Source organism: Streptomyces sp. NPDC102437, from assembly GCF_044765565.1.
Classification (GTDB): Bacteria; Actinomycetota; Actinomycetes; order Streptomycetales; family Streptomycetaceae; genus Streptomyces.
Map to the genome: position 1 here is coordinate 48,344 of NZ_JBIWKI010000031.1, position 23,413 is coordinate 71,756.

A 23,413-nucleotide genomic window follows, 5' to 3' on the forward strand; every position below is an offset into this window, starting at 1 on the left:
GTGACCATGCTCGACGACCGCCAGACCGCAGCACCGTGGCCGACCGCCTACCCGCAGGGGTACGCGGTCGTCGACGTGGAGACCACCGGCCTCGCACGGGACGACCGGATAGTGTCCGCCGCCGTCTACCGTCTGGACGCACAGGGCAATGTCGAGGACCACTGGTACACCCTCGTCAACCCCGAGCGCGATCCCGGCCCGGTCTGGATCCACGGCCTGACCAGTGAGGTGCTCGAAGGCGCCCCGCTCTTCCCGGAGGTCGCCGCGCAGCTCTCCGAGCGGCTCGCGGGCCGCGTCCTCGTCGCGCACAACGCGGCTTTCGACTGGTCGATGCTGGCCCGGGAGTACGCACGGGCCGCGGTCGTCGCCCCCGTCGAGCAGCGGCTGTGCACCATCGCGCTCGCCAAGGAGCTGCGGCTGCCGCTGCCCAACCACAAGCTGGCGTCGCTGGCCGCGCACTTCGGCGTCGTGCAGCAGAACGCCCACCACGCCCTGGACGACGCCCGGGTGCTGGCCGAGGCGTTCCGGCCGAGTCTGCACGCGGCGGCGCGGGACGGGGTGCGGCTGCCGCTGCTGGAGTGCCGGCCGCTGACCGAGTGGTCGGACTCCCCGGTCACACCCCGGATCGGCTTTCAGGCCTCGTACGGTCAGAACAGCTGGCGCGCCTCGCGCAAGCGCCCGGCGTGCCCGTATCCGAACCCCGGGCGCTACCAGAAGGACAAACCCCTCATGCAGGGCATGCGGGTGGCCTTCTCCGGGGACACCTCCGTCGACCGCGAGCTGCTGGAGGACCGGGCCGTGGAGGCCGGGCTGCATGTGGCGACCAGCGTCTCCCGGCTGACCAGTCTGCTGGTCACCAACGACCCGGACGCTGCGACGTCGAAGACGGTCAAGGCGAAGTCGTTCGGCACGCCGATCCTGGACGAGAGCGCCTTCACCCACCTGCTGCGCGATGTGGCACCCGCCGGCGTGCAGGTGCCCGCGCCGTCATCGGAGTGAACCGGCGCGACTCGCCCGCCCGCCGCTCGCCCGCCGCCGCCCCCGCGTCCGACCCTGTGGCGCATGGCACGTTGTGAGGTTTGCGGAAACGACTACGGCATGTCCTTCGAGGTGCACGCGCAGGGCGCGGTGCACGTCTTCGACTGCTTCTCCTGCGCCATCCACCGCATGGCGCCCATCTGTGAGCACTGCCGGGTCCAGATCATCGGTCAGGGTGTCGAGGTCGACGGGCACTGGTTCTGCGGCGGGCACTGCGCACGCGCCGAGGGGAAGGTGGGCATCATCGACAAAGTCTGAAGCGCGGTCGCGGCCCTTTCCCCGACCCCTGCGCGTCGCACCCCACGGCACAGTTGTACCGTCGTGGGGTGTACCGCTTCCTGTTGACCCGGCAGTGGCTGATCCTCGCCCTCCTCGCCCTCGTCCTGATTCCCACCATGGTCGAGCTGGGCTTCTGGCAGCTGCACCGGCATGAGCACAAGGTCGCGCAGAACTCCCTGATCTCCCGCAATCTCAAGGCGGAGCCGGTTCCGGTCGCCTCGCTCACCGCTCCGGGTCACACGGTCCCGCGCTCCGACTACTGGCGGACGGTGACCGCCACGGGTACGTACGACACCGCGCACCAGGTGGTCGTGCGCCGCAGGACCTCCACCGACGGCCGGATCGGCGTCCATGTGCTGATCCCGCTCGACCTCAAGGGCGGCGGTACGGTCCTGGTCAACCGCGGCTGGGTGCCCTCCGCCGCGAGCCAGCAGGCCTTCCCCGACGTACCGGCCGTGCCCAGGGGCGAGGTGAGGGTCACCGGGCGGCTCAAGGCCGACGAGACGACCGACGCCAGCGGCATCAAGGACATCTCGGACCTCCCGGACCGCCAGGTGATGCTGATCAGCAGCGCCCAGGAGGCCAAGAGGCTCTCCCGGCCGGTGCTCGGCGGCTACATCGAGCAGACCGCGCCCGAGCCCCTCGGCGACTCCCCGGAGCTGATCGAGGCCCCCGACGACAGCTCGATCGGCCCGCACATGGCGTACGCCGTGCAGTGGTGGCTCTTCGCCGCCGGTGTCCCGGTCGGGTACGTGGTGCTGGCGCGCCGGGAGAAGCGCGACCGGGCGGAGGCGGCGAAGGCCGCTGCCGGGGAGCAGCAGCCCGCCGAGCCGGAGAAGCCGGAACCCGCCACGGCCTGACACCGTGTCCGCCGGATGCGGGCCGGGGCGTGCCCGGCCGGGTGACTCCTGCGGCCCGGGACTGCTTAACGGGGCCAGGTTCGGGAACACGCCAGAACGTGACCCCACGCATCGAGGACTACGCCCTCATCGGCGATCTCCAGACGGCCGCCCTGGTCGGCAGAAACGGTTCTGTCGACTGGCTCTGTCTGCCCCGCTTCGACTCGGGCGCGTGCTTCGCGGCCCTGCTCGGCGACGAGGACAACGGCCACTGGCGGATCGCCCCGAAGGGCGCGGAGACCTGTACCCGGCGCGGCTACGCGGGTGAGTCCCTCATCCTGGAGACGTTCTGGGAGACCCGCACCGGCACGGTCAAGGTCATCGACTTCATGCCTCAGCGCGACCAGGAACCCGACGTCATGCGGATCGTCGAGGGCGTCAGCGGCACCGTCGAGATGAGCTCCGTGATCCGGCTGCGCTTCGACTTCGGCTCGGTCGTGCCGTGGATGCGCCGCTCGCAGGGGCACCGGGTGGCGGTCGCGGGGCCGGACTCGGCCTGGCTGCGCAGCGAGCCGCCGGTCAAGACCTGGGGCCAGCAGTTCTCCACCTGCTCGTCGTTCACCGTCTCCGCGGGCGAGAAGGTGGCTTTCGTACTGACGTGGCACCCCTCGCACTCGCCCCGTCCCGAGCTGGTCGACCCGTACCAGGCGCTGGAGAACACCCTGTCCGACTGGACCGAGTGGTCCGCCCGGTGCAAGTACCGGGGCCCTTACCGGGAAGCGGTGATCCGCTCGCTGATCACGCTGAAGGCGCTGACCTTCGGCCCGACCGGCGGCATCGTGGCGGCGCCCACCACCTCGCTGCCGGAGGAGATCGGGGGCGTCCGGAACTGGGACTACCGTTTCTGCTGGCTGCGGGACTCCACGCTGACCCTCGGCGCCCTGATCTCGGCCGGCTACCTGGAGGAGGCCGGCGCCTGGCGGGACTGGCTGCTGCGGGCGGTCGCCGGGGACCCGGCCGACCTCCAGATCATGTACGGGCTCGCAGGCGAACGCAGACTGCCCGAGGCGGAGCTGCCGTGGCTGCGCGGTTACGAGAACTCCTCCCCGGTCCGGATCGGCAACGCCGCGGTCCGCCAGCGCCAGCTCGATGTGTACGGGGAGGTCATCGACTCCTTGCGGCTGGCCCGTGAGGCGGGGCTCGACGACAAGCCGCACGCCTGGAGTCTGCAGCTCAGCCTGCTCGGCTTCCTGGAGTCCACCTGGAGGGAGCCGGACGAGGGGCTGTGGGAGATCCGCGGCCAGCGCCGTCACTTCGTGCACTCCAAGGTGATGGCCTGGGTCGCCGCCGACCGTGCCGTACGCACACTGGAGAACAATCCCTTGCTGGCCGGCGACGCCGACCGGTGGCGGGCGATGCGGGACGCCGTGCACCGGGAGGTCTGCGAGAAGGGGTACGACCCGGAACGGAACACCTTCACCCAGTCCTACGGCTCACGGAACCTGGACGCCGCGACCCTGCTGATCGCCCGGACCGGTTTCCTGCCGCCGGACGATCCCCGGGTGATCGGTACGGTCGACGCGGTCCGGGCCGAGCTGGGCCGGGACTGCCTGGTCCGCCGCTACAGCACGGACGGCGCCTCGATCGACGGGCTGCCCGGCAGCGAAGGGGCCTTCCTGGCGTGCTCGTTCTGGCTGGCCGACGCCCTGCGCCTGACCGGGCGCTGCGAGGAGGCCCGGGATCTCTTCGAACGGCTCCTGGCGCTCCGTAACGACGTGGGGCTGCTCGCCGAGGAGTACGACACCGTCGGCCGCCGCCAGCTGGGCAACTTCCCGCAGGCGTTCAGTCACATCGGCCTCGTGGGCACCGCCATGGCACTGGCCGGGGAGGACACGCTGGAGCCCGACGCGGCAGGATAGGGGTCATGGATCTTGGACTGAAGGACCGTGTGTACATCGTCACCGGAGCGACCCGGGGGCTCGGCAACGCCACGGCGCGGGTACTCACCGACGACGGAGCGAGGGTGATCGTCACCGGCCGGGACGGACGGCGTGCCGAGGCGGCCGCCGCCGAACTGGGGCCGGACGCGGTCGGCCTCGCCGCCGACAACGCCGACCCCGCGTCCGCGCAGCGTCTGGTGGACGAGGCGCACGAGCGGTTCGGCCGGCTGGACGGCATTCTCATCAGCGTCGGCGGGCCGGCCCCCGGTTTCCTCGCCGACAACACCGACGAGCAGTGGCAGTCGGCCTTCGAGTCGGTGTTCCTGGGCGCGGTACGGCTGGCCAGGGCCGCGGCGGCCGTGCTCGGCGAGGGCGGTGTGATCGGCTTCGTGCTCTCCGGCTCCGTGTACGAGCCGATCCCGGGGCTGACCATCTCCAACGGACTCCGTCCCGGCCTGGCCGGTTTCGCCAAGTCGCTGGCGGACGAGCTCGGTCCGCGCGGCATCCGGGTGGTGGGCGTGCTGCCGTCCCGGATCGACACGGACCGGGTACGTGAGCTGGATGCCCTCTCGGGCGACGCCGAGGCCGCCCGGACGGCCAACGAGGCGCAGATCGCGCTGCGGCGCTACGGCACCCCGGAGGAGTTCGGCCGGACCGCGGCGTTCCTGCTCTCCCCCGCGGCCTCGTACCTGACGGGCATCATGGTGCCGGTCGACGGCGGCACCCGGCACGGCTTCTGAACCGGAGCCCTGCCCCGGCCCGGGTGGCCGCGGTCAGCTCACCCGTTCCGCACGGTGCTTGACCGCCCTCAGCCGCACCTCGGCCGGCAGCTCCGCCAGCCCCGCCGAGTCCCGCGCATGGGCCAGCGCCTCGTCGGCGAGGCGGCCGAGCGCCTCGTCCGGCGCCGCGTGCGGTTCCATCCGCAGGCGGATCCTGGCGTGCGGCGAGCTGCGCCGGCCGGTCAGCGCGACGTGGGCGCGGGCCACCCCGTCCAGCGTTCCCGCCTCACCGGCGAGCACCCCTTCCAGGGCCCGGCCCCGCAGCAGCGCCCCCTCGCCGTCCCCGCTGTCCACCAGAACTTCGGCGAGGCGGGCACGGCGCAGCTGGGCCAGCAGCCACCACAGGGCGAGGACGACCACGACGGCGAGGGCGGCGATGACCGCCGGCCACCACCAGCCCTGGTCGCGCCAGCGGTTCCGGTCGGCCGCGCTGATGAGCACATCGCCCTTGCCGTACCAGGGCCACCAGGACGGCACCGCGAGGCCGAGACCGGCGGCGAGCACCGCGCCGCCGCCGCAGATCAGTACCAGCCCGGCGAGGCCGAGCAGTACCCGGTTGACGGTCCTGAGCAACGGACTCACTCCTTATTCGCGGGCCGGCGGACATGGACGGACAGGCTCGGCGGCCGGGCCAGCCCGAGTTCCCTCATGCCGGTCCCGAGCACGGTGTCCAGATCGGCCCGTACGTCGTCGAGTTCCCGGAAGTGCGAGACTGCGCGCACCACCGCCCTGCGCCGGCCCATCCGGACCCGTACCGACTGCACTCCGGACACCTCGACGGCCCGGTCGCGCAGGACCAGCGCGGCTGCGGACCTGTCGAGTGCGGCGCGTACGCCGGGACGGCAGGTGCGCATGGGCAGCAGGGCGCGGAGGCCGGGGGTGACGGCGAGCACGAGGAGCAGCACTCCGATGGCCACGGCGAGCGCGGCGGCGGCGAGCAGCCAGGCGTTCCCCAGCGGGCGCTCGGCGAGCTGGTCGGCCAGCTCACGGCGCCACCGCATCGCCGGGCGGTCGGCCCGCACCGCGGCCACGTCGTAGAGCAGCAGCCCGCTGCCGCCGAGGACCACGAGCGCGAGGAGCGTCGCGGGGATCCGGCGCGCCGACCAGAAGCGTCCCGCCCCGGCGGGGTCCTCCTGCCGCGCGGGCACGGGGTCGTACGCGGCGGACGAGGCGGACTGGTCGAGTTCGAGCACGTCCCCCTGCTCGGCGGGGCCGGTGGCGGGCGGCCGTCCGCTACGGTGCTCCGGTTCTTGGGGCTCGGTCACTGGATCCTCCCCTGTGCCGCGGCGCTCGCTCCCGTCGGATGCAGGCGCTCCACCTGTACGGCCACCTCGGGCACTTCCATCCCCACCAACGCCTTTACCCGTTCGGCGACATGGCGACGCACCCCGCCGCACTGGCGGCCGATGTCGCAGGGGTATCCGAGCTCCAGGCTCACCCGCACCCGGGCGGCGCCCCGGTGCACCGTGACCGTGGCGCGCGGTGCACCACCCTGTTCCGGCGGCTCGTCGATCGCCTCCTTCGCCGCCTGCGCGGCGATCTTCGCGACCACCCGGTCGGCGATCCGGGTCTCGCCGCGCTCACCGGCGGCGATCCGGCCCTTCACCCCCGACAACGCCGTCACCGCCGTCGGCCGCCGCGCTCGCGACTCCGGAAGAAGTCGCCGAGCTCCAGGTCACCCTCCAGCAGGCGACCGGCGACGAAGCCGACCGCTCCCAAGGCGGCCACCAGCAGGAAGGCCCCGAATCCGCCGAAGTACCCGGCGAATGCGAGCGCCATGCCGGCCACCATGCCGGCCCAAGCCATAATCATCGTGCGCTCCTCAACTGCCTTGTGCCAAAGGTCTACTGGACCCGTGTCTCGGACTGTTCCTCGTCCTCGGCCTCGTCGGGCAGCTTCACGTCGCTCACCGCGATGTTGACCTCGACGACCTCCAGCCCGGTCATCCGCTCGACCGCGGCGACCACGTTCTCCCGTACGTCGCGGGCGACATCGGAGATCGAGACGCCGTACTCGACGACGATCTCCAGGTCGAGCGCGGTCTGGGACTCACCGACCTCCGCCTTCACCCCGCGGGTGACGGACTTGCCGCCGCCGGGTACCCGGTCGCGCACGGCTCCGAAGGTGCGCGAGAAACCGCTGCCCATGGCGTGGACGCCGACCACGTCGCGGGTCGCCATTCCCGCGATCTTCTCGACCACACCGTCGGCGATGGTCGTCCGGCCACGCGTGGCGGGGGCTCCCCCACCACGCCTGGTGATCTGGGTCGATTCCTTGTCGGGGCTCTCCGGGCGGTTTCGCTGTGTGGTGTCGGTCATCGCCATTCTTCCCTTCAGGGCAGTTTTGGACCTCTTTGCCCACATTAGGTGCGCTTGTTCCGTCCCGCGCCGTGGATGCGGCAGGCTGGGGCAATGACGACGGCTGACGGCCCGCACAGGGCGGACGAATGGACAGCGGCGGTCCGGCAGCGGCTCGGCCTCGGCCGGCTGCTTCCGCTGGGCGGTCCGGCGGACGGGGCCTGGATCTCCGAGCGGGCCGCGGTCACGGTGCTGCGCACAGCGGTGACGGGAGCGCGCCCCGGCCCCGTGCTCGGGGAGCTGAGGATCTCGGTGGCCGATCCGGACGGGGCGCCCCGGGCGGAGGTGGAGGCGCCGCCGAGCGCGCTGCGTCCTGGTCCGCTGCGGATCGAGGCGGAGATGTCGGCCGTGTCCGGTCAGCCACTGCCCGCCGCGGCCGAGGCGCTGCGCGTGGCGCTGCTGACGGCGGCCGGGCAGCGACTCGGCCTGGTGGTCGCCGCAGTGGACGTCCGGGTGACGGAACTGCTCGACACCGCACCGGAACGACCGGCTCCCGCCCCGGCCGAGGCGCGCGCGACGAAGGCGGAGGGGCTCGCGGGGACCGTGGCGGCGGGTGTTCCCGGTGTGGTGACGCTGACCCGGGTGCTGGGCCATGCGGTGCACGCGCGGCCGGGCCATGTGCGGGTCGAGCTGGCGACGGCCTCGGACCACCGGGCGCTCGACGTGGTCCGCGCGGTGCGGGGCGCCGTGGCCGCGGCGGTGGAGGGGCATCCTTCGGTCGCGGTGCTGGTCACCGCGGTGGTGGAGCGGGGCTGAGCGCGGGGCGGGTCCGAGGTCCGGGCCCCCGTGATCGAGGCGCGGGAGGCTCGCACCGACCGGCGATGGGGGTGCCCGGCCCCGCGGCGCCGCCCCGCGACCCTCGGCCGGACTCAGTCGGTGATGCCCGCCAGATCGCGCAGCCGACGGCCCTGCGCGGCGCGTTCGGCGACGCGCTGATCCTCGTAACCGCGGGAGACGGCACCACTGAGCAGCGCCTTGGTCTCCACGACGGCGTCGCGCGGGGCCGCCAGCAGCGCGCCGGCCAGATCGCGGGCCGCGGCGTCCAGCTCACCGACGGGGACGACGAGGTTGGCCAGGCCGGTGCGCTCGGCCTCCTCGGCGTGCACGAAGCGGCCCGTGGCGCAGATTTCGAGCGCGCGGGCGTACCCCACCAGGTTCACCAGGGGGTGCGTACCGGTGAGGTCGGGCACCAGACCGAGGCTGGTCTCGCGCATCGCGAACTGCACGTCCTCGGCTACGATCCGCAGATCGCAGGCGAGGGCGAGCTGGAAGCCGGCACCGATCGCATGCCCCTGGACGGCCGCGATCGACACGATGTCGTTGCGGCGCCACCAGGTGAACGCCTCCTGGTACTCGGCGATGGTCGCGTCGAGCTCGGCCTCCGGTCCGCGCGCCATGTCGAGGAAGGACGGCTCGCCGTCGAACCCCTCGGGGGTGAACGCCTGCCGGTCGAGTCCCGCGGAGAAGGACTTGCCCTCGCCGCGGAGCACGACGACCCGCACGCTGCCGGGCAGCGCCCGTCCGGCCTCCGTCAACGCCCGCCACAGAGCGGGGGACTGAGCGTTGCGCTTGGCCGGATTGGTGAGGGTCACCGTGGCGACCGCGTCGTCGACGGTGAGTCTTACACCGTCCTTGTCGAGCACAGAGTCGAGCGAGGTCATGGGGCGCCTCCGGATCGGTTCAGTCAACATGAAGAGCTAAGTGACTGAACAGTAACCACCCGAACGGCATCACTGCCGACCGGGTGGCCACCGCCGAAACCGGTGAGCCCCGGGGCGGGCCGCACAGCCTGCCCCTCGACCCCGGGGCGTCAGGCCGTGGCGGCCTTCTTGCCCCGCGTCGCTCCGCCGCGTCCCCGCAGCGTGACTCCGGACTCGCTGAGCATCCGGTGGACGAATCCGTAGGAGCGGCCGGTCTCTTCGGCCAACGCCCGGATGCTCGCACCGGAGTCGTACTTCTTCTTCAGGTCTGCCGCGAGCTTGTCGCGCGCGGCGCCGGTAACCCGGCTGCCCTTCTTCAGAGTCTCGGCCACCCGTGCCTCCTCATGGGAAGTGCGCTCTGGACTCTCATGATCACCCCTCAAGAGCTTCCTGGCCACCCATTCGGCAAGGTCCGTACAACCGGGTTCACGGCCGGGGAACCGGCCGACACGACCGGAATTTCGCATTCCGCCGGGCTGTGGCAGCAGACAGCGCAAGGCCCGGAACCGAACCGGCAGGTCAGGGCCACACGGGGTGCGCGGCCGCCATACGGGTGCGCCCGGCAGGTATCTGCCGGGCGCTGCGCCGGGGTACGAGACGCACTCACGCAGATGATGGATCACGCGTAGGCCGAATGATCCAGACGGAGTGGATCAGACGGCGGCGGCCCGGATCAGGCCAGCGCGACCAGGTCCTGGTAGTCCGCGCCCCACAGGTCCTCGACACCGTCGGGCAGCAGGATGATGCGCTCCGGCTGGAGCGCCTCGACCGCGCCCTCGTCGTGCGTGACGAGGACGACCGCGCCCTTGTACGTGCGCAGCGCGCCGAGGATCTCCTCGCGGCTGGCCGGGTCGAGGTTGTTGGTCGGCTCGTCCAGCAGCAGCACATTGGCGGAGGAGACCACCAGGGTGGCCAGGGCGAGACGGGTCTTCTCACCGCCGGAGAGGACACCGGCGGGCTTGTCGACGTCGTCGCCGGAGAAGAGGAAGGAGCCCAGCGTCTTGCGGACCTCGACGAGGTCGAGATCGGGCGCCGCGGAGCGCATGTTCTCCAGGACGGAACGGTCCGGGTCGAGGGTCTCGTGCTCCTGGGCGTAGTAGCCGAGCTTGAGGCCGTGCCCCTCGATCACCTCGCCGGTGTCGGGCTTCTCGGCGCCGCCGAGGAGCCGCAGCAGCGTGGTCTTGCCCGCGCCGTTGAGACCGAGGATGACGACCCGGGAGCCCTTGTCGATGGCGAGGTCCACATCGGTGAAGATTTCGAGCGAGCCGTACGACTTGGACAGACCCTCCGCCATCAGGGGGGTCTTGCCGCACGGCGCGGGCTCGGGGAATCGGAGCTTGGCGACCTTGTCGGAGACCCGGACGGCCTCCAGACCGGAGAGCAGCCGCTCGGCGCGCTTGGCCATGTTCTGCGCGGCGACGGTCTTGGTGGCCTTCGCCCGCATCTTGTCGGCCTGCGAGTTGAGGGCCGCGGCCTTCTTCTCGGCGTTCTGCCGCTCGCGCTTGCGGCGCTTCTCGTCGGCCTCGCGCTGCTGCTGGTAGAGCTTCCAGCCCATGTTGTAGATGTCGATCTGCGCGCGGTTGGCGTCGAGGTAGAAGACCTTGTTGACGACCGTCTCGACCAGCTCGACATCGTGGGAGATCACGATGAAGCCGCCGCGGTAGGTCTTGAGGTAGTCGCGCAGCCAGACGATCGAGTCGGCGTCGAGGTGGTTGGTCGGCTCGTCGAGCAGCAGGATGTCGGCGTCCGAGAAGAGGATGCGGGCCAGCTCGACGCGGCGGCGCTGACCGCCGGAGAGCGTGTGGAGCGGCTGTCCGAGCACCCGGTCGGGCAGGCTGAGCGCGGCGGCGATGGTGGCGGCCTCGGCCTCGGCGGCGTAACCGCCCTTGGTGAGGAACTCCGTCTCCAGGCGCTCGTACTTCTTCATCGCCTTCTCGCGGGTGGCGCCCTTGCCGGTCGCCATCCGCTCCTCGTTCTCCCGCATCTTGCGCAGGATCTCGTCGAGGCCGCGGGCGGAGAGGATGCGGTCGCGGGCCAGCACGTCGAGGTCGCCGGTGCGGGGGTCCTGCGGGAGGTAGCCCACCTCGCCGGAGCGGGCGATGGTGCCGCCGACGGGGTTGCCCTCGCCGGCGAGGCACTTGGTGAGCGTGGTCTTGCCCGCTCCGTTGCGGCCGACGAGGCCGATGCGGTCGCCCTTGGCGATACGGAAGGAGGCGGACTCGATGAGGATGCGGGCGCCGGCACGCAGCTCGATGCCGGAAGCGGTGATCACGGTAAAACTCCAGGGCGGGTCGGACGGCTGACGGGACGAGGGCGGAGGTGTCTCGACGCCGCTAATGCACAAGGAGAATTGCCATACGGGCCATTCTACTGGCGGTGTGCAACTGCTTTTCCGCATGCGTCCACGGCACGACGGCGGCACAGGTGCAGCAGTCCTGCCGGACCGGGCAGGATGCGAACACCAGGGACGACTGCCGGACCGTGGCCGTGGTCAACAGCGTGCAGGACTTCTGGCGGCAGGAGTTCCAGCGGTGCCGGGGCACGTACACGCCGTCGCACCACCGTCCTGTTCAGCGACCGGGTCGGCACCGCGTGCGGCTCCGCGACCTCGGCGGTCGGGCCGTTCTACTGCCCGGGTGACCGGCAGGTCTACCTGGACCTGGGGTTCTTCGACGAGCTGCGGACGAAGTTCGGCGCCGGCGGCGGCCCGTTCGCCCAGGCCTATGTCGTCGCCCATGAGTACGGACACCATGTGCAGGACCTGATGGGGACGCCGGAACGGTCCCAGGACGGCCGGACCGGCGAGAACAGCAACGCGGTCCGGGTGGAGCTCCAGGCGGACTGCTACGCCGGGGTCTGGGCACATCACGCGACGACCGCGCCGGACGAGTCGACCGGGCGGCCGCTGATCACCTCGCTGACACAGGCGGACATCCGGGACGGGCTCGACGCGGCGGCCGCGGTCGGCGACGACCGGATCCAGGAGAAGTTCCAGGGCCGCGTCACGCCGGAGTCCTGGACGCACGGCTCGGCCGCGCAGCGCCGGCAGTGGTTCACCACCGGCTTCCGCAGCGGCGACATGGCCGGCTGCAACACCTTCCGCTGAGTCCCGGGGCCGTGCCCGTACGGATGCCGTGCCGGGCCGTTGTCAGTGGCGGATGGAAGACTGAGACGCAGATCACAGAACCGGGTCACGGGAGTACGAAAAGGGGTGAGCGTCATGGCAGGCGCACCGGCCGGCGTTCCGACGATCTATCCGACGATTCTGTACGACGACGCGAAGAGCGCGATCAGGACCTTGACGGAGGGCCTCGGCTTCACCGAGGAAGCGGTGTACGAGGGCGAGGGCGGCCAGGTGCTCCATGCCGAGCTGTCCTGCGGCAACGGCAGGGTGATGCTGGGCTCCAAGGGCCGCGAGGGCGTCTTCGCCAAGGCGATGCAGGGCGCTGGCCCCGCCGGTGTCTACGTCGTGGTCGACGAGGTCGACGCGCACCACGCCAGGGCGGTGGAGTACGGGGTGGAGATCCTGATGCCGCCCACCGATCAGGACTACGGCTCGCGCGACTACATGGCGCGGGACGCCGAGGGCAATGTGTGGAGCTTCGGCACGTACGCACCGGGGTCGGCGGACTGACGGCCGGACGGGCCCGGGGCAGGGCCTGTCCGGCGCGGGGTGTCAGGCGCCGCCGGTGTGCACCTGGAACGCGGCCCGGCGCACCGCCTTGGCCAGCGCCGGGTCCGGGTGCGCGGCGGCCAGGGCCACCAGCACCTGCACGGTGCGCGGATGGCCGACGGCCCGGACCTCGTCCAGCAGGGCCGGCACCGTGCCCTGGACGGCCGAGTCGAGATGACGGACCAGCAGCCCGGTCTCGCCGTGGTCGGCGACGGCCGCCGCGGTGTCGACCCAGAGCCAGGTGGCCTCCTCCCGGCTGAGGACGTCCTGCGCGTCCTCGGGGTCGGTTCCGTCGTACTCGGCCAGCCAGAGCAGCGCGTAGGGGCGCAGCGAGGGGTCGGCGACGACGGAGCGGACCTCGGGTTCGGCCGGGGCGCCGACGACCCGGAGCGCCTCGAAGGCGAGCCCGCGCAGGAGCGCGTCCTCGCCGCGGGCGACGGCGAGGAGTTCCGCGACGGCGCTGCCGACGGGGCGGGCGGCCAGCCAGGCCCGGTATTCGTCGCGGGCCGGGCCCGGGGTGAGCCGGGCACAGCCCAGCAGCATGTCGGCGGCGGACTGCTCGATGTTCCCGGCCGGGCTCTGGGCCGCGACGCAGATCTGTTCCAGCTTGACCCAGACCGCCCAGTTGCCGAGCGGGGTGAGGGTTGCGTGGCCGGCGCCGAGGGTCAGCGCCCCGACGGCGGCCAGGCCCTCCAGGGCCCAGTCCAGCAGGAGCGCCACCAGGGCGGCGGGGTGTGCGGCGGGCGCGGTGTCGGCCGGTGCGGGCAGCGGCTGGGGTCCGTAGGGCACCTCGCAGCGCTCCTCGCGCAGTTCCGCGACGCGCTGTCCGAGCAGGTCCAGCAGGGCGGGCACGGTGACCGGGCCGGCCGAGAGCTGGAGGAGGGAGAGGACCTGCGGCACGGCCTCGACGGCCTCGGCGACCGCGGTGGACTCGATGTCCGCGGGTGCCGGGTGGACGAGCGACCAGGCGTCGAAGAGCGCCACCCAGCCGCGGAGCACGGCGGAGTCGTCGCGGTCCCAGGCACGCAGCCGCCAGCCGGGGCGTGCGGTGTCGCCGTGGAGTTCGACGAGGCCGGCGAGCCTGGCCCGGTCCCAGCCGGAGCGCACCTGGGCCGGGGACAATTCCAGAGCGGCCGCGGCCCGTTGGAGCGCCTGGGCGGCGAGCGGTGGTGCGCCGGGGATCGCGCCGTCGGCCGCCCAGCGGGCGATCCGTACGGCATCGGCGAGGGCCGTCCTGGCCTGCCGGGCCAGTTCCGACCGGGGCGGGGTGCCCTCCGGTGGGCGGGGTGCCGGCCTGGTGCGCCGGGTGGTCACGGCCTTGCGGGCGGTCGCAAGGGGTCGCGGGCGGACAAGTCGCAGCCTGGAGTCGCGCGGGTTACGGGACGTCACGGGAGCAGTCTTGCCCCTGACGGCCCGAAAGCCCAAACGGAACCCGAATTCCCGGTGGAGGGGCTGGTGGACGGGGCCCTGGACCAACCGGCCGAACCCTCGCATCACCTCACATCAGGGGCGTGAGGAAGCGGCGCAGGGTCTCTTCGTAGTGGGCCGGATCGGCATTCCACATTGCCGCATGCGGAGCCTGCGGTACGGCGTGCAGCGCGATCAGCTCCGGGCGGCGGGCGGCGAGGTCGCGGGAGGGCTGCCAGGGGGCGAGCCGGTCGTCGGGTCCGTGGAAGATCAGGGTCGGGGCGCGCAGTGCCGGGGCGAGGGAGCCGTCGAGCAGCCGGGCGCCGTGCAGTCCGGTCTGCCCCTCGGCGGCGCGGACGGCGAGCGGCAGCAGGGCGGCCGGGACGCCGCGGGCGAGGGCCAGGGCGCGCAGCGTGGTGGCCCAGTCCAGCACCGGGGAGTCCAGGACGAGGCCGCAGATCCGGTCGCGCAGCGCGGAGTTGACGGCCGCGAGCAGCGCCATGGAGGCGCCGGTGGACCAGCCGTGCAGGACGACCTTCTCGGCTCCGTACCGCACGGCGAAGCGGATCGCGGCGTCCAGGTCGCGCCATTCTGATTCGCCGAGATGAGCGAGGCCGTCGGGGGGCCTCGGGGCTCCGGCGTCGCCGCGGTAGGCCAGGTCGAGGACGGGCAGCCGCAGGCCGTGCAGGAAACCCATGACGTTCATGGGGTGTTCCCGGGTGGTGCCGATGCCGTGCACCGTGATGACCCAGGTGTCGCGGGGGCCGGGCAGGAACCAGGCGGGCAGGGTGCCGAGTTCGCCGGGGATCTCGACGTCGCGGTGGTCCAGGCCGAGAGCCGAGGACGGGTCGCCGCTGTGCAGCTGCGGGGTCACCCGGACCTTGGCGCCGATCTCCAGGCTGCCGCGGTCGACGCGTTCCAGTCTGCGGACGACGGTGTCGGGGGCGTGGTGGGCGTGCTCGATCACCGGGCCGACCACGGCGTGGACGTCCTTGCCCGTCAGTCCGTACGTGCCGGGCCGCAGGGCGGTGAAGGAGCGGGTCAGGGTGACCTGCCCGGCCGCCGTGGCGTGCACGGTGAGTCTGCGGTCGGCGGGGAGGGGCCGCCCGGACGGTGCCCTGAGGGCGGCGTCGCTGGCCCACCGGCCGGCCGCGACCGCTGCCGCACCGACGCCGAGGATCGTGGTGACGGCTGCTGCCGTAACTGTTGCCGGGCGCACCGCTTCAGTCTCGTGGCGGGTGCGGGACCCTGCCAGTGGACGGGGCAGCCCCTACGCCGTCCGGTGGACCGGACCGGCGGGGTCAGCCCGGTTGTCCGTACGCCTTCAGCGCCTCCTGCACATCGTCCAGCTGCTCCGGGGAGAGCAGGCTCGGGACGCGTCCGGGGACGGAGCTCGCGGCGAGCCAGAGCCGGCAGAGCCATTCCAGCTGGGCGGTCCGGTCGTACGCCTGGTCCAGGGTGGCTCCGTAGGTGACGGTTCCGTGGTTCTGGAGCAGGCAGCCGGTGCGGTCGCGCAGGGCGGCGAGCATGTTCACGGCCAGCTCCTCGGTGCCGTAGCGCGCGTAGGGGGCGACGCGGACGTGGCCGCCCAGCATGGCGGCGGCGTAGTGGACCGGGGGGACCTCGGGAACCAGTGTGGAGACGGCGGTGGCGTGCACCGCGTGGGTGTGCACGACGGCGGCCGCGTCGGTGTTCCGGTAGACGGCGAGGTGGAGGGGGAGTTCGCTGGTCGGGGCGAGTTCGCCGAGTACGCGGTTGCCCTCCGGATCGACGCCGACGGCGTCCTCGGGGCCCAGCCGGTCGTACGGCACTCCGCTCGGCGTGACCAGGATGGTGTCGCCGACCCGTGCCGAAACGTTTCCCGAGGTCCCGACGACGAGGCCCTCGGCCGCCGTCCGCCGGGCGGTGGCGACGACGCCGTCCCAGGCCCGTCCGATCGCGTCCCGCTGCTGATCGCTCATGCGCCGATCCTGTCAGCCCCGGGGGCAAACGGGTATGCGATCGGCCACAGCCGTGCTCCGCCAGGAAACAGGGCCGTACCCCGCCGGCGGGCCGGGCCACGCCCCGCAGAACGGCCGGGGCGCACCCCCTGCGGCAACAAGCGGAATGCTTCGGCTCCGCTTTGGAACACCACAGCGCCCTGCCCAGTTCATCTTCCGTTCACCCAGATTGCCTACGGTCCACATGCCAATGACGTCGAACGATTGCCTGGGTAAATGGAACACATCACGCTGCTACTCGCGATTGTGATCGTGACAGCTCTAGTGTTCGATTTCACGAACGGTTTCCATGACACCGCGAACGCGATGGCGACCACCATCTCGACCGGTGCACTCAGACCGAAGACAGCGGTGGCCATGTCCGCCGTTCTCAATCTCGTCGGCGCGTTCCTGTCGGTGGAGGTCGCGAAGACGATCTCCGGCGGGATCATCAACGAGGACGGGCTGCGGACAGAAGTCATCTTCGCGGCGCTCGTCGGCGCCATTCTGTGGAACCTGCTGACCTGGCTGGTCGGACTGCCGTCCAGCTCCTCGCACGCCCTGTTCGGCGGCCTGATCGGCGCGGCGGTGATGTCGGCCGGCTGGTCGTCCGTCAACGGCGGCACCGTCGTCACCAAGGTGCTGCTCCCCGCGGTCGCCGCCCCGGTCGTCGCCGGTCTGGCCGCGCTGCTGGCCACCAGGCTGACGTACCGGATCGGCGGCAAGGTCCGCAACGACGCCCAGGAGAAGGCCACCGCCAAGGGTTACCGGGCCGGCCAGATCGCCTCGGCCGGGCTGGTCTCGCTCGCCCACGGCACCAACGACGCGCAGAAGACCATGGGCATCATCACCCTGGCCCTGGTCACCGGCGGCGTCCTGCACCCGGGCTCCAACCCGCCGGTCTGGGTCATCGTCTGCGCCGGTACGGCCATCGCGCTCGGCACCTACCTGGGCGGCTGGCGCATCATCCGCACCATGGGCAGCGGCCTCACCGACCTCAAGCCGCCGCAGGGCTTCGCCGCCCAGACCAGTGCGGCCACGGTCATCCTGGCCTCCTCGCACCTCGGCTTCTCCCTCTCCACCACCCAGTCCTGCTCCGGCGCCGTGATGGGCGCGGGCCTCGGCCGGCAGGGCGGTGTGGTCCGCTGGTCCACCGCCACCCGGATGTTCGTCGCCTGGGGTCTGACCCTGCCGGCCGCCGGTCTGGTCGGGGCGGGCGCGGAGCTCCTCACCAAGCAGGGCACCTGGGGCGTCGTGGTCGTCGCGGCGCTGCTGGTCGCGGGCTCCGGTGCCATCTGGCTGGTGTCGCGCCGCAAGCCGGTCGGCCACGGCGACGTCGCCCCGTCGGACGGCGGCACCGAGCCCGCGGGCGTCGTCACCCAGGCCATCGCCGCCGTCAGCCCGCCGCCCACCGCGGCCGCGGCCCAGACGCCGGACCTGAACCTCATGACCACCATTCCGGCCCCGGCCGGAACCACCCAGGACCCGGCGCGACCCGCCACCGTCTGAGCCGGCCGTCTAAGGAATCAGCATGAACATCGACTGGGCAGCCCTCGGCTCCGTATTCGGCGTCTCCCTCGTTGTCACCGTCGCGCTGGTGGGCCTCTTCACCCTGGGCATCGTCGGCCTCTCCAAGCAGCCGGAACCGGCGGCGCAGGGCGGCTCCGGCGGCTCGCTGCTGCTGGCCCGCGCCGGCGCGTACGTCTGCTTCGGGCTGTGCGCGGCGGCCGTCGCGTACGGGATCTATCTGATCGTCGCCTGAGCCGCTCCCGCGCACGCTCTCCCGTCGGGCCGGACACCACGTGTGTCCGGCCCGATGTGCGTCTCAGCACACTGCGCCGTCGCAGGTCAACGGCAGGTTGACGGGCGTTCGCAGAGCGTGGTGGACTGCCGGAGCCAATTACGGCGACAGCAGAGGAAGCCGGTGCGAATCCGGCGCGGTCCCGCCACTGTCACCGGGGAGCGGTCCCCCACACCGGAAGTCACGGCTCGCGCGAGCGGGCTGGAAGGCCGGGGGAACCGCGGATCCGGGAGCCAGGAGACTCTCGTCGCCGGTCACGTCGAACCAGGGCGCGGACCCTGAGTGAGGACATATCGCCATGCCCGGCTGCCGTGCGTCCGTTGTCCCGGTGCTCTCCACGAGAGCCTTTTGTACAAAGGTCCGCCGAGGCGCGACGGCCGGCTGAGCCGTGCGAGCCGACCGCATCTTCGCGTACGGCGCCACGGCCGGCCTGATCGGCGACCTGCTGCTCGGTGACCCCCGCAGGGGACACCCGGTCGCCGCCTTCGGGCGGGCCGCGGCGGGCGTCGAGCGCCGTCTGTGGCGCGATCACCGCGGCTGGGGCACGCTGCACACCCTCGTCTGCGCAGGAGGCGCCGCAGGCGGTGCCGCGCTGCTCACCCGTGCCGTGCGCCGCAGCCCCGCCGCCTCCGTGGCACTGACCGCCGCCGCCACCTGGTCCGTCGTCGGCGGTACGTCCCTGGGCCGCGAGGCGCGGGCCATCGGCTCCGCCCTGGCCGCCGGTGACATCGAGCTGGCCCGCGAGCGGCTGCCGCATCTGTGTGGACGCGACCCGCACTCCCTGGACGGACCGCAGATCGCCCGCGCCGTGGTGGAGTCCGTGGCCGAGAACACCTCGGACGCCGTGGTCGGCGCCCTGGTGTGGGGTGCGCTGGCCGGGGTCCCCGGGCTGGCCGGTTTCCGGGCCGCCAACACCCTCGACGCCATGGTCGGGCACCGCTCGCCCCGGCATCTGCGCTACGGCTGGGCCTCGGCCCGCCTGGACGACCTCGCGGGCTGGCCGGGCGCCCGGCTCACGGCCCTCCTCGCCGTGGCCGCCGGGGGGCGCCCGCGTGGCGCGGTCCGCGCCTGGCGGGCCGATGCCGCGAAGCACCCGAGCCCCAACGCGGGCCCGGTGGAGGCCTCGTTCGCGGGTGCGCTCGGCGTACGGCTCGGCGGGACCCTCGCGTACGGCGGCCGGGTCGAGCACCGCCCCGTGCTCAACGGGGAGACGGGCCGGGCGGTGGAGACCGCGGACATCGAGCGCGTGGTGCGGCTGTCGCGCCGGGTGAGTGCGCTGGCGCTCGGCGTGTGCGTGGCGGGACGGCTCGGCGCGGCCCTCGCCGCACGGCGGATCGCGGGGCGCCGGAGCACCGCGACCAACCTGGCGGGACCTCGCACCACAGGACGGAGCAACGCATGAGCGGCGGGCTGCTGGTCGCCGGAACCACCTCCGACGCGGGCAAGAGCGTCGTCACGGCAGGGATCTGCCGCTGGCTCGTGCGCCGGGGCGTGAAGGTGGCGCCCTTCAAGGCGCAGAACATGTCGCTCAACTCGTTCGTCACCCGGGAGGGCGCCGAGATAGGGCGCGCCCAGGCCATGCAGGCCCAGGCCGCCCGCGTCGAGCCGAGCGCGCTGATGAACCCGGTCCTGCTCAAGCCCGGCAGCGACCGCTCCAGCCAGGTCGTCCTGATGGGGAAGCCGGTCGGCGAGATGAGCGCCCGCGGCTACCACGGGGGCAGGCAGGAGGCGCTGCTCTCCACGGTCGTGGACTGCCTGGAGCAGCTCCGGGGCACGTACGACGCGGTGATCTGCGAGGGGGCGGGCAGCCCGGCCGAGATCAATCTGCGGCGCACGGACATCGTGAACATGGGCATCGCGCGGGCGGCGCGCTTCCCGGTGGTGGTCGTCGGCGACATCGACCGCGGTGGCGTCTTCGCCTCGTTCTTCGGTACGACGGCGCTGCTCGCCGCCGAGGACCAGACCCTGATCGCCGGCTATCTCGTCAACAAGTTCCGCGGCGACGTGTCGCTGCTGGAGCCGGGCCTGGAGATGCTGCGGGACCTCACCGGCCGGCCGACGTACGGGGTGCTGCCCTTCGCCCACGGGCTCGGCATCGACGAGGAGGACGGGCTGCGGGTCTCGTTGCGCGGCGCCGTGCGCGAGTCGGCCGTCGCGCCGCCGCACGGCGAGGACGTGCTGCGCGTCGCGGTGTGCGCGGTGCCGCTGATGTCGAATTTCACCGATGTGGACGCGCTGGCCGCGGAGCCCGGCGTAGTCGTCAGGTTCGTGGACCGCGCCGAGGAGCTGTCCGACGCGGACCTGGCCGTGGTGCCCGGCACCCGCGGCACCGTGAAGGCGCTGGCCTGGCTGCGCGAGCGCGGCCTCGCCGACGCGCTGGTACGGCGCGCGGCCGAGGGCCGGCCGGTCCTCGGCATCTGCGGCGGCTTCCAGATCCTCGGCGAGCACATCGAGGACGAGGTCGAGTCGCGGGCCGGACAGGTGGCGGGCCTCGGCCTGCTCCCCGTACACATCCGCTTCGACCGCGAGAAGACCCTGGCCCGGCCCGTCGGCGAGGCGCTCGGCGCGCCGGTCGAGGGGTACGAGATCCACCAAGGCGTGGCGGACGTGCGGGGCGGGGAGCCGTTCCTGGACGGCTGCCGGGTCGGCGCCGTGTGGGGCACCCACTGGCACGGCTCGCTGGAGAGCGACGAGTTCCGCCGCCGCTTCCTGGCCGAGGTCGCCCGTGGCGCCGGCCGGCGCTTCGTCCCCGCTCCGGACACCTGCTTCGCGGCGCTGCGCGAGGAGCAGCTGGACCGCCTCGGCGATCTCGTCGAGGAGCACGCGGACACCGACGCGCTGCTGCGGCTCATCGAGTCGGGCGCACCGTCGGGTCTTCCCTTCATCGCCCCGGGAGCCCCCGCTGCCCCCGCCGCCCCCGCGGCCCCGGGAGGCCGCCGGTGAACAGCGCGTCCCGAGACCGCCTTCTTCATGCCCACTCACCCGCAGGAGGGATCGCCCCGTGAGCACGCATTTCCCGTTCACCGCCGTCGTCGGGCAGCAGGACCTGCAACTCGCCCTGCTTCTCAACTCCGTCGCACCGAACATCGGCGGCGTCCTCGTGCGCGGGGAGAAGGGCACCGCCAAGAGCACCGCCGTGCGCGCGCTCTCGGCGCTGCTGCCCGAGGTGGACGTCGTCTCCGGCTGCCGTTTCTCCTGCGACCCCGCGTCGCCCGACCCGGTGTGTCCGGACGGCCCCCACGACGCCGGGACCGGTGTGCCGCGGGATGCCCGGATGGTGGAGCTGCCGGTCGGCGCGTCCGAGGACCGGCTCGTCGGGGCGCTCGACATCGAGCGGGCGCTCGCGGAGGGCGTGAAGGCGTTCGAGCCGGGCCTGCTCGCCGACGCGCATCGCGGGATCCTCTACGTCGACGAGGTCAACCTGCTCCACGACCACCTCGTGGACCTGCTGCTGGACGCGGCGGCGATGGGTGCCTCGTACGTGGAGCGCGAAGGCGTCTCCGTACGGCACGCGGCGCGATTCCTGCTCGTGGGGACGATGAACCCCGAGGAGGGCGAGCTGCGGCCGCAGTTGCTCGACCGGTTCGGGCTGACCGTGGAGGTCGCCGCGTCCCGGGAGACCGATCAGCGGGTCGAGGTCGTGCGGCGGCGGCTCGCGTACGACGACGACCCGGCGGCGTTCGCCGCCAAGTGGGCCGACGACGAGGACGCGTTGCGGGCGAGGATCGTCGCCGCGCGTGCCCTCCTGCCCGAAGTGCGGCTCGGCGACGCGGCGTTGCGGCAGATCGCGGCCACCTGCGCGGCCTTCGAGGTCGACGGGATGCGCGCGGACATCGTGATGGCGCGGACGGCCACCGCGCTGGCCGCCTGGGCGGGGCGTACGGATGTGCTCGCCGAGGACGTGCGGCAGGCCGCCCTGCTCGCCCTCCCCCACCGGCGCCGGCGCAATCCGTTCGACGCGCCGGGCCTCGACGAGGACAAGCTCGACGACACGCTGGAGCAGAACGGCGGCGAGGACGACGACCCGGACCCGGACGGCCCGGGTGGCGGCGGCCGCCCCCCGCGCGGCGACGGCCCCGAGACGCCGCCGGACGCCGGGGGCGAGTCCGGCGACACGCCCGCTCCGTCCGTACCGGAACAGGGCCGGGAACAAGGGCAGGGGCAGTCCTCCGGGGGCGGTGAGCGGCAGCCGGTGGCCGCCACCGAGCCGTTCCGCACGAAGATGCTGAGCGTTCCCGGGCTGGGCGAGGGCGCGGCGGGACGGCGCTCCCGGGCCCGCACCGAGCACGGGCGTACGACCGGCGCGCGGCGTCCGCAGGGCGCCCTGACCAAGCTGCATCTGGCGGCGACCGTGCAGGCCGCCGCCCCGCACCAGCGGACGCGGGGCCGGTCCGGGCGCGGTCTTGTGGTCCGGCGGGACGACCTGCGGCAGGCGGTCCGGGAGGGACGCGAGGGCAACCTCGTGCTCTTCGTGGTGGACGCCTCCGGGTCGATGGCCGCCCGGCATCGGATGGCCGCGGTGAAGGGTGCGGTCCTCTCGCTGCTGCTGGACGCGTACCAGCGGCGGGACAAGGTCGGGCTGATCACCTTCCGGGGCAGGGAGGCCGAGGTGGCGCTGCCCCCGACGTCGTCGGTGGACGCCGCGGCGGCGCGGCTGGAGCTGCTGCCGACCGGCGGGCGCACCCCGCTCGCGGCCGGGCTGCTCAAGGCCCACGAGGTGCTGCGGGTGGAGCGGCTGCGCGATCCGTCGCGGCGGCCGTTGCTGGTCGTGGTGACCGACGGGCGGGCGACCGGGGGGCCCGACCCGGTGGCACTGGCCTCCCGGGCGGCGCGGCTGCACGAGGCGGAGGGCGTCGCGTCCGTCGTCGTGGACTGCGAGTCGGGCCCGGTACGGCTCGGCCTCGCGGGAAGCCTCGCGCGCGATCTGGGGGGAAGCGCCGTCACGCTCGACGAATTGCGGGCCGAGGCGATCGCCGGGCTCGTCAAGGACGTTCAGGAAACCAACAGGAGGGCCGCGTAATGCCGCAGGGACAGCCGACCACCGTGCCCGACGACGGGCTCACGACCCGTCAGCGCCGCAATCGTCCGCTGCTGATGGTGCACACCGGCACCGGCAAGGGGAAGTCGACGGCGGCCTTCGGGCTCGCGCTGCGCGCCTGGAATCAGGGGTGGCCGATCGGTGTCTTCCAGTTCGTCAAGTCGGCGAAGTGGAAGGTCGGCGAGGAGAACGCGCTGAAGGTCCTCGGGGCCAGCGGCGAGGGCGGGTCCGTCGTCTGGAACAAGATGGGCGAGGGCTGGTCATGGGTGCAGCGCGACGGCCAGATGGACAACGAGGAGGCGGCGCGCGAGGGCTGGGAGCAGGTCAAGCGCGACCTGGCCGCCGAGACGTACCGGCTGTACGTCCTCGACGAGTTCGCGTACCCGATGCACTGGGGGTGGATCGACACCGACGAGGTGGTCGAGGTGCTGCGCGAGCGCCCCGGTGCGCAGCACGTGGTCGTCACCGGGCGCAACGCGCCGCAGAAGCTGCTGGACGCCGCCGATCTGGTGACCGAGATGTCGAAGGTCAAGCACCCGATGGACGCCGGTCAGAAGGGCCAGCGGGGTATCGAATGGTGAGG

Annotated in this window: 24 protein-coding genes, 1 pseudogene and 1 riboswitch; of the genes and pseudogenes, 14 read left to right on the plus strand and 11 right to left on the minus strand. The window is 72.8% G+C overall.

All coding sequences use genetic code 11. From position 1 onward, the window contains the following. From ACIRJP_RS31120 to ACIRJP_RS31140, 5 genes are all read left to right on the plus strand, one after another. Positions 1–999, plus strand: a complete 999-nt coding sequence (locus ACIRJP_RS31120; protein ID WP_404181233.1) for a DEDDh family exonuclease — start codon at positions 1–3, stop codon at positions 997–999. Positions 1,000–1,062: 63 nt separating this feature from the next. Next, positions 1,063–1,296: a hypothetical protein gene (locus ACIRJP_RS31125; RefSeq protein ID WP_072482991.1), complete on the plus strand. Its 234-nt coding sequence runs from the start codon at positions 1,063–1,065 to the stop codon at positions 1,294–1,296. A 68-nt stretch (positions 1,297–1,364) separates the two neighbouring features. Beyond that, the gene (locus ACIRJP_RS31130) at positions 1,365–2,177 is read left to right on the plus strand and encodes an SURF1 family protein (protein ID WP_404181236.1); all 813 of its coding nucleotides are present in this window, start codon (positions 1,365–1,367) and stop codon (positions 2,175–2,177) included. Positions 2,178–2,275: 98 nt separating this feature from the next. Next, on the plus strand, positions 2,276–4,075 hold the full coding sequence (locus ACIRJP_RS31135; protein ID WP_404181238.1) for a glycoside hydrolase family 15 protein: 1,800 nt from the start codon (positions 2,276–2,278) through the stop codon (positions 4,073–4,075). 5 nt (positions 4,076–4,080) lie between these two features. After that, positions 4,081–4,836, plus strand: a complete 756-nt coding sequence (locus ACIRJP_RS31140) for an SDR family oxidoreductase (protein ID WP_404181241.1) — start codon at positions 4,081–4,083, stop codon at positions 4,834–4,836. A 33-nt stretch (positions 4,837–4,869) separates the two neighbouring features. Here ACIRJP_RS31140 and amaP read toward each other — a convergent pair whose 3' ends face one another. From amaP to ACIRJP_RS31165, 5 genes are read right to left on the minus strand one after another with little or no spacing between them, the layout of a single operon-like run. Next, positions 4,870–5,448, minus strand: a complete 579-nt coding sequence (amaP, locus tag ACIRJP_RS31145) for an alkaline shock response membrane anchor protein AmaP (protein ID WP_404181244.1) — start codon at positions 5,446–5,448, stop codon at positions 4,870–4,872. Between the two features lie 5 nt (positions 5,449–5,453). Further along, positions 5,454–6,140, minus strand: coding sequence for a DUF6286 domain-containing protein (locus ACIRJP_RS31150; RefSeq protein ID WP_404181247.1), 687 nt, complete (start codon positions 6,138–6,140; stop codon positions 5,454–5,456). Next, complete coding sequence (locus ACIRJP_RS31155) at positions 6,137–6,490, minus strand: hypothetical protein (RefSeq protein WP_404181250.1); 354 nt, start codon at positions 6,488–6,490, stop codon at positions 6,137–6,139. The genes ACIRJP_RS31150 and ACIRJP_RS31155 overlap by 4 nt, the downstream gene beginning before the upstream one ends. A 5-nt stretch (positions 6,491–6,495) precedes the next feature. Further along, the gene (locus tag ACIRJP_RS31160; protein ID WP_404181254.1) at positions 6,496–6,687 is read right to left on the minus strand and encodes a hypothetical protein; all 192 of its coding nucleotides are present in this window, start codon (positions 6,685–6,687) and stop codon (positions 6,496–6,498) included. A gap of 32 nt (positions 6,688–6,719) precedes the next feature. Continuing rightward, positions 6,720–7,193 carry an Asp23/Gls24 family envelope stress response protein gene (locus ACIRJP_RS31165; RefSeq protein WP_404181257.1) on the minus strand — a complete coding sequence of 158 codons (474 nt, stop codon included), beginning with the start codon at positions 7,191–7,193 and terminating at the stop codon, positions 6,720–6,722. 93 nt (positions 7,194–7,286) lie between these two features. On the opposite strand from ACIRJP_RS31165, the gene ACIRJP_RS31170 reads away from it, so the two are divergent. Then, entirely contained in the window at positions 7,287–7,988 is a 702-nt protein-coding gene (locus ACIRJP_RS31170) for a hypothetical protein (RefSeq protein WP_404181260.1), read from the plus strand. A 113-nt stretch (positions 7,989–8,101) separates the two neighbouring features. Here ACIRJP_RS31170 and ACIRJP_RS31175 read toward each other — a convergent pair whose 3' ends face one another. From ACIRJP_RS31175 to ACIRJP_RS31185, 3 genes are all read right to left on the minus strand, one after another. Further along, the gene (locus tag ACIRJP_RS31175) at positions 8,102–8,893 is read right to left on the minus strand and encodes an enoyl-CoA hydratase/isomerase family protein (protein ID WP_404181263.1); all 792 of its coding nucleotides are present in this window, start codon (positions 8,891–8,893) and stop codon (positions 8,102–8,104) included. A 149-nt stretch (positions 8,894–9,042) separates the two neighbouring features. Then, positions 9,043–9,264, minus strand: a complete 222-nt coding sequence (locus tag ACIRJP_RS31180; protein ID WP_018518904.1) for a helix-turn-helix domain-containing protein — start codon at positions 9,262–9,264, stop codon at positions 9,043–9,045. A 341-nt stretch (positions 9,265–9,605) separates the two neighbouring features. Further along, positions 9,606–11,204 (minus strand): ABC-F family ATP-binding cassette domain-containing protein, encoded by a 1,599-nt coding sequence (locus ACIRJP_RS31185; RefSeq protein WP_351255182.1) that lies wholly within the window; start codon positions 11,202–11,204, stop codon positions 9,606–9,608. A 137-nt stretch (positions 11,205–11,341) separates the two neighbouring features. Between ACIRJP_RS31185 and ACIRJP_RS31190 the strand changes: the two are divergent. Continuing rightward, positions 11,342–12,038 (plus strand): annotated as a pseudogene (locus ACIRJP_RS31190) (neutral zinc metallopeptidase); the annotation flags it as partial. A gap of 114 nt (positions 12,039–12,152) precedes the next feature. Next, positions 12,153–12,566 carry a VOC family protein gene (locus ACIRJP_RS31195; protein ID WP_376415380.1) on the plus strand — a complete coding sequence of 138 codons (414 nt, stop codon included), beginning with the start codon at positions 12,153–12,155 and terminating at the stop codon, positions 12,564–12,566. A gap of 42 nt (positions 12,567–12,608) precedes the next feature. On the opposite strand, the gene ACIRJP_RS31200 is transcribed toward ACIRJP_RS31195, so the two are convergent. The 3 genes from ACIRJP_RS31200 to ACIRJP_RS31210 all read right to left on the minus strand — a co-directional run bounded on the left by ACIRJP_RS31200 (position 12,609) and on the right by ACIRJP_RS31210 (position 15,973). Then, a complete protein-coding gene (locus tag ACIRJP_RS31200; RefSeq protein ID WP_404181313.1) occupies positions 12,609–13,919 on the minus strand; it encodes a hypothetical protein in 1,311 nt (436 codons plus the stop codon). 184 nt (positions 13,920–14,103) lie between these two features. After that, entirely contained in the window at positions 14,104–15,231 is a 1,128-nt protein-coding gene (locus tag ACIRJP_RS31205) for an alpha/beta hydrolase (protein WP_404181267.1), read from the minus strand. An 82-nt stretch (positions 15,232–15,313) separates the two neighbouring features. After that, complete coding sequence (locus tag ACIRJP_RS31210) at positions 15,314–15,973, minus strand: class II aldolase/adducin family protein (protein WP_404181270.1); 660 nt, start codon at positions 15,971–15,973, stop codon at positions 15,314–15,316. Between the two features lie 255 nt (positions 15,974–16,228). Between ACIRJP_RS31210 and ACIRJP_RS31215 the strand changes: the two genes are divergently transcribed. The 6 genes from ACIRJP_RS31215 (at position 16,229) to cobO (ending at position 23,411) form a co-directional block, all read left to right on the plus strand. Then, positions 16,229–17,500, plus strand: coding sequence for an anion permease (locus ACIRJP_RS31215; protein WP_404181273.1), 1,272 nt, complete (start codon positions 16,229–16,231; stop codon positions 17,498–17,500). Positions 17,501–17,522: 22 nt separating this feature from the next. Beyond that, on the plus strand, positions 17,523–17,753 hold the full coding sequence (locus ACIRJP_RS31220; protein ID WP_124718378.1) for a hypothetical protein: 231 nt from the start codon (positions 17,523–17,525) through the stop codon (positions 17,751–17,753). 151 nt (positions 17,754–17,904) lie between these two features. Beyond that, a riboswitch (cobalamin riboswitch) is annotated at positions 17,905–18,036 on the plus strand. 144 nt (positions 18,037–18,180) lie between these two features. Continuing rightward, positions 18,181–19,194, plus strand: coding sequence for a cobalamin biosynthesis protein (locus tag ACIRJP_RS31225; protein WP_404181276.1), 1,014 nt, complete (start codon positions 18,181–18,183; stop codon positions 19,192–19,194). Continuing rightward, positions 19,191–20,735 carry a cobyric acid synthase gene (locus tag ACIRJP_RS31230; protein WP_404181279.1) on the plus strand — a complete coding sequence of 515 codons (1,545 nt, stop codon included), beginning with the start codon at positions 19,191–19,193 and terminating at the stop codon, positions 20,733–20,735. The genes ACIRJP_RS31225 and ACIRJP_RS31230 overlap by 4 nt, the downstream gene beginning before the upstream one ends. A gap of 58 nt (positions 20,736–20,793) precedes the next feature. Continuing rightward, complete coding sequence (locus ACIRJP_RS31235; RefSeq protein ID WP_404181282.1) at positions 20,794–22,812, plus strand: putative cobaltochelatase; 2,019 nt, start codon at positions 20,794–20,796, stop codon at positions 22,810–22,812. Beyond that, entirely contained in the window at positions 22,812–23,411 is a 600-nt protein-coding gene (gene cobO, locus ACIRJP_RS31240) for a cob(I)yrinic acid a,c-diamide adenosyltransferase (protein WP_404181285.1), read from the plus strand. The genes ACIRJP_RS31235 and cobO overlap by 1 nt, the downstream gene beginning before the upstream one ends. Positions 23,412–23,413 lie beyond the last annotated feature (2 nt).

Excerpts from the sequence above, each read along its gene's own strand:
- ACIRJP_RS31195 (WP_376415380.1), top strand. The coding sequence starts at position 12,153 with ATGGCAGGCGCACCGGCCGGCGTTCCGACGATCTATCCGACGATTCTG.
- cobO (WP_404181285.1), top strand. The coding sequence starts at position 22,812 with ATGCCGCAGGGACAGCCGACCACCGTGCCCGACGACGGGCTCACGACC.
- ACIRJP_RS31165 (WP_404181257.1), bottom strand. The coding sequence starts at position 7,193 with ATGACCGACACCACACAGCGAAACCGCCCGGAGAGCCCCGACAAGGAA.
- ACIRJP_RS31140 (WP_404181241.1), top strand. The coding sequence starts at position 4,081 with ATGGATCTTGGACTGAAGGACCGTGTGTACATCGTCACCGGAGCGACC.
- ACIRJP_RS31230 (WP_404181279.1), top strand. The coding sequence starts at position 19,191 with ATGAGCGGCGGGCTGCTGGTCGCCGGAACCACCTCCGACGCGGGCAAG.
- ACIRJP_RS31170 (WP_404181260.1), top strand. The coding sequence starts at position 7,287 with ATGACGACGGCTGACGGCCCGCACAGGGCGGACGAATGGACAGCGGCG.
- ACIRJP_RS31210 (WP_404181270.1), bottom strand. The coding sequence starts at position 15,973 with ATGAGCGATCAGCAGCGGGACGCGATCGGACGGGCCTGGGACGGCGTC.
- ACIRJP_RS31125 (WP_072482991.1), top strand. The coding sequence starts at position 1,063 with ATGGCACGTTGTGAGGTTTGCGGAAACGACTACGGCATGTCCTTCGAG.
- ACIRJP_RS31215 (WP_404181273.1), top strand. The coding sequence starts at position 16,229 with ATGGAACACATCACGCTGCTACTCGCGATTGTGATCGTGACAGCTCTA.
- ACIRJP_RS31220 (WP_124718378.1), top strand. The coding sequence starts at position 17,523 with ATGAACATCGACTGGGCAGCCCTCGGCTCCGTATTCGGCGTCTCCCTC.
- ACIRJP_RS31175 (WP_404181263.1), bottom strand. The coding sequence starts at position 8,893 with ATGACCTCGCTCGACTCTGTGCTCGACAAGGACGGTGTAAGACTCACC.
- ACIRJP_RS31160 (WP_404181254.1), bottom strand. The coding sequence starts at position 6,687 with ATGATTATGGCTTGGGCCGGCATGGTGGCCGGCATGGCGCTCGCATTC.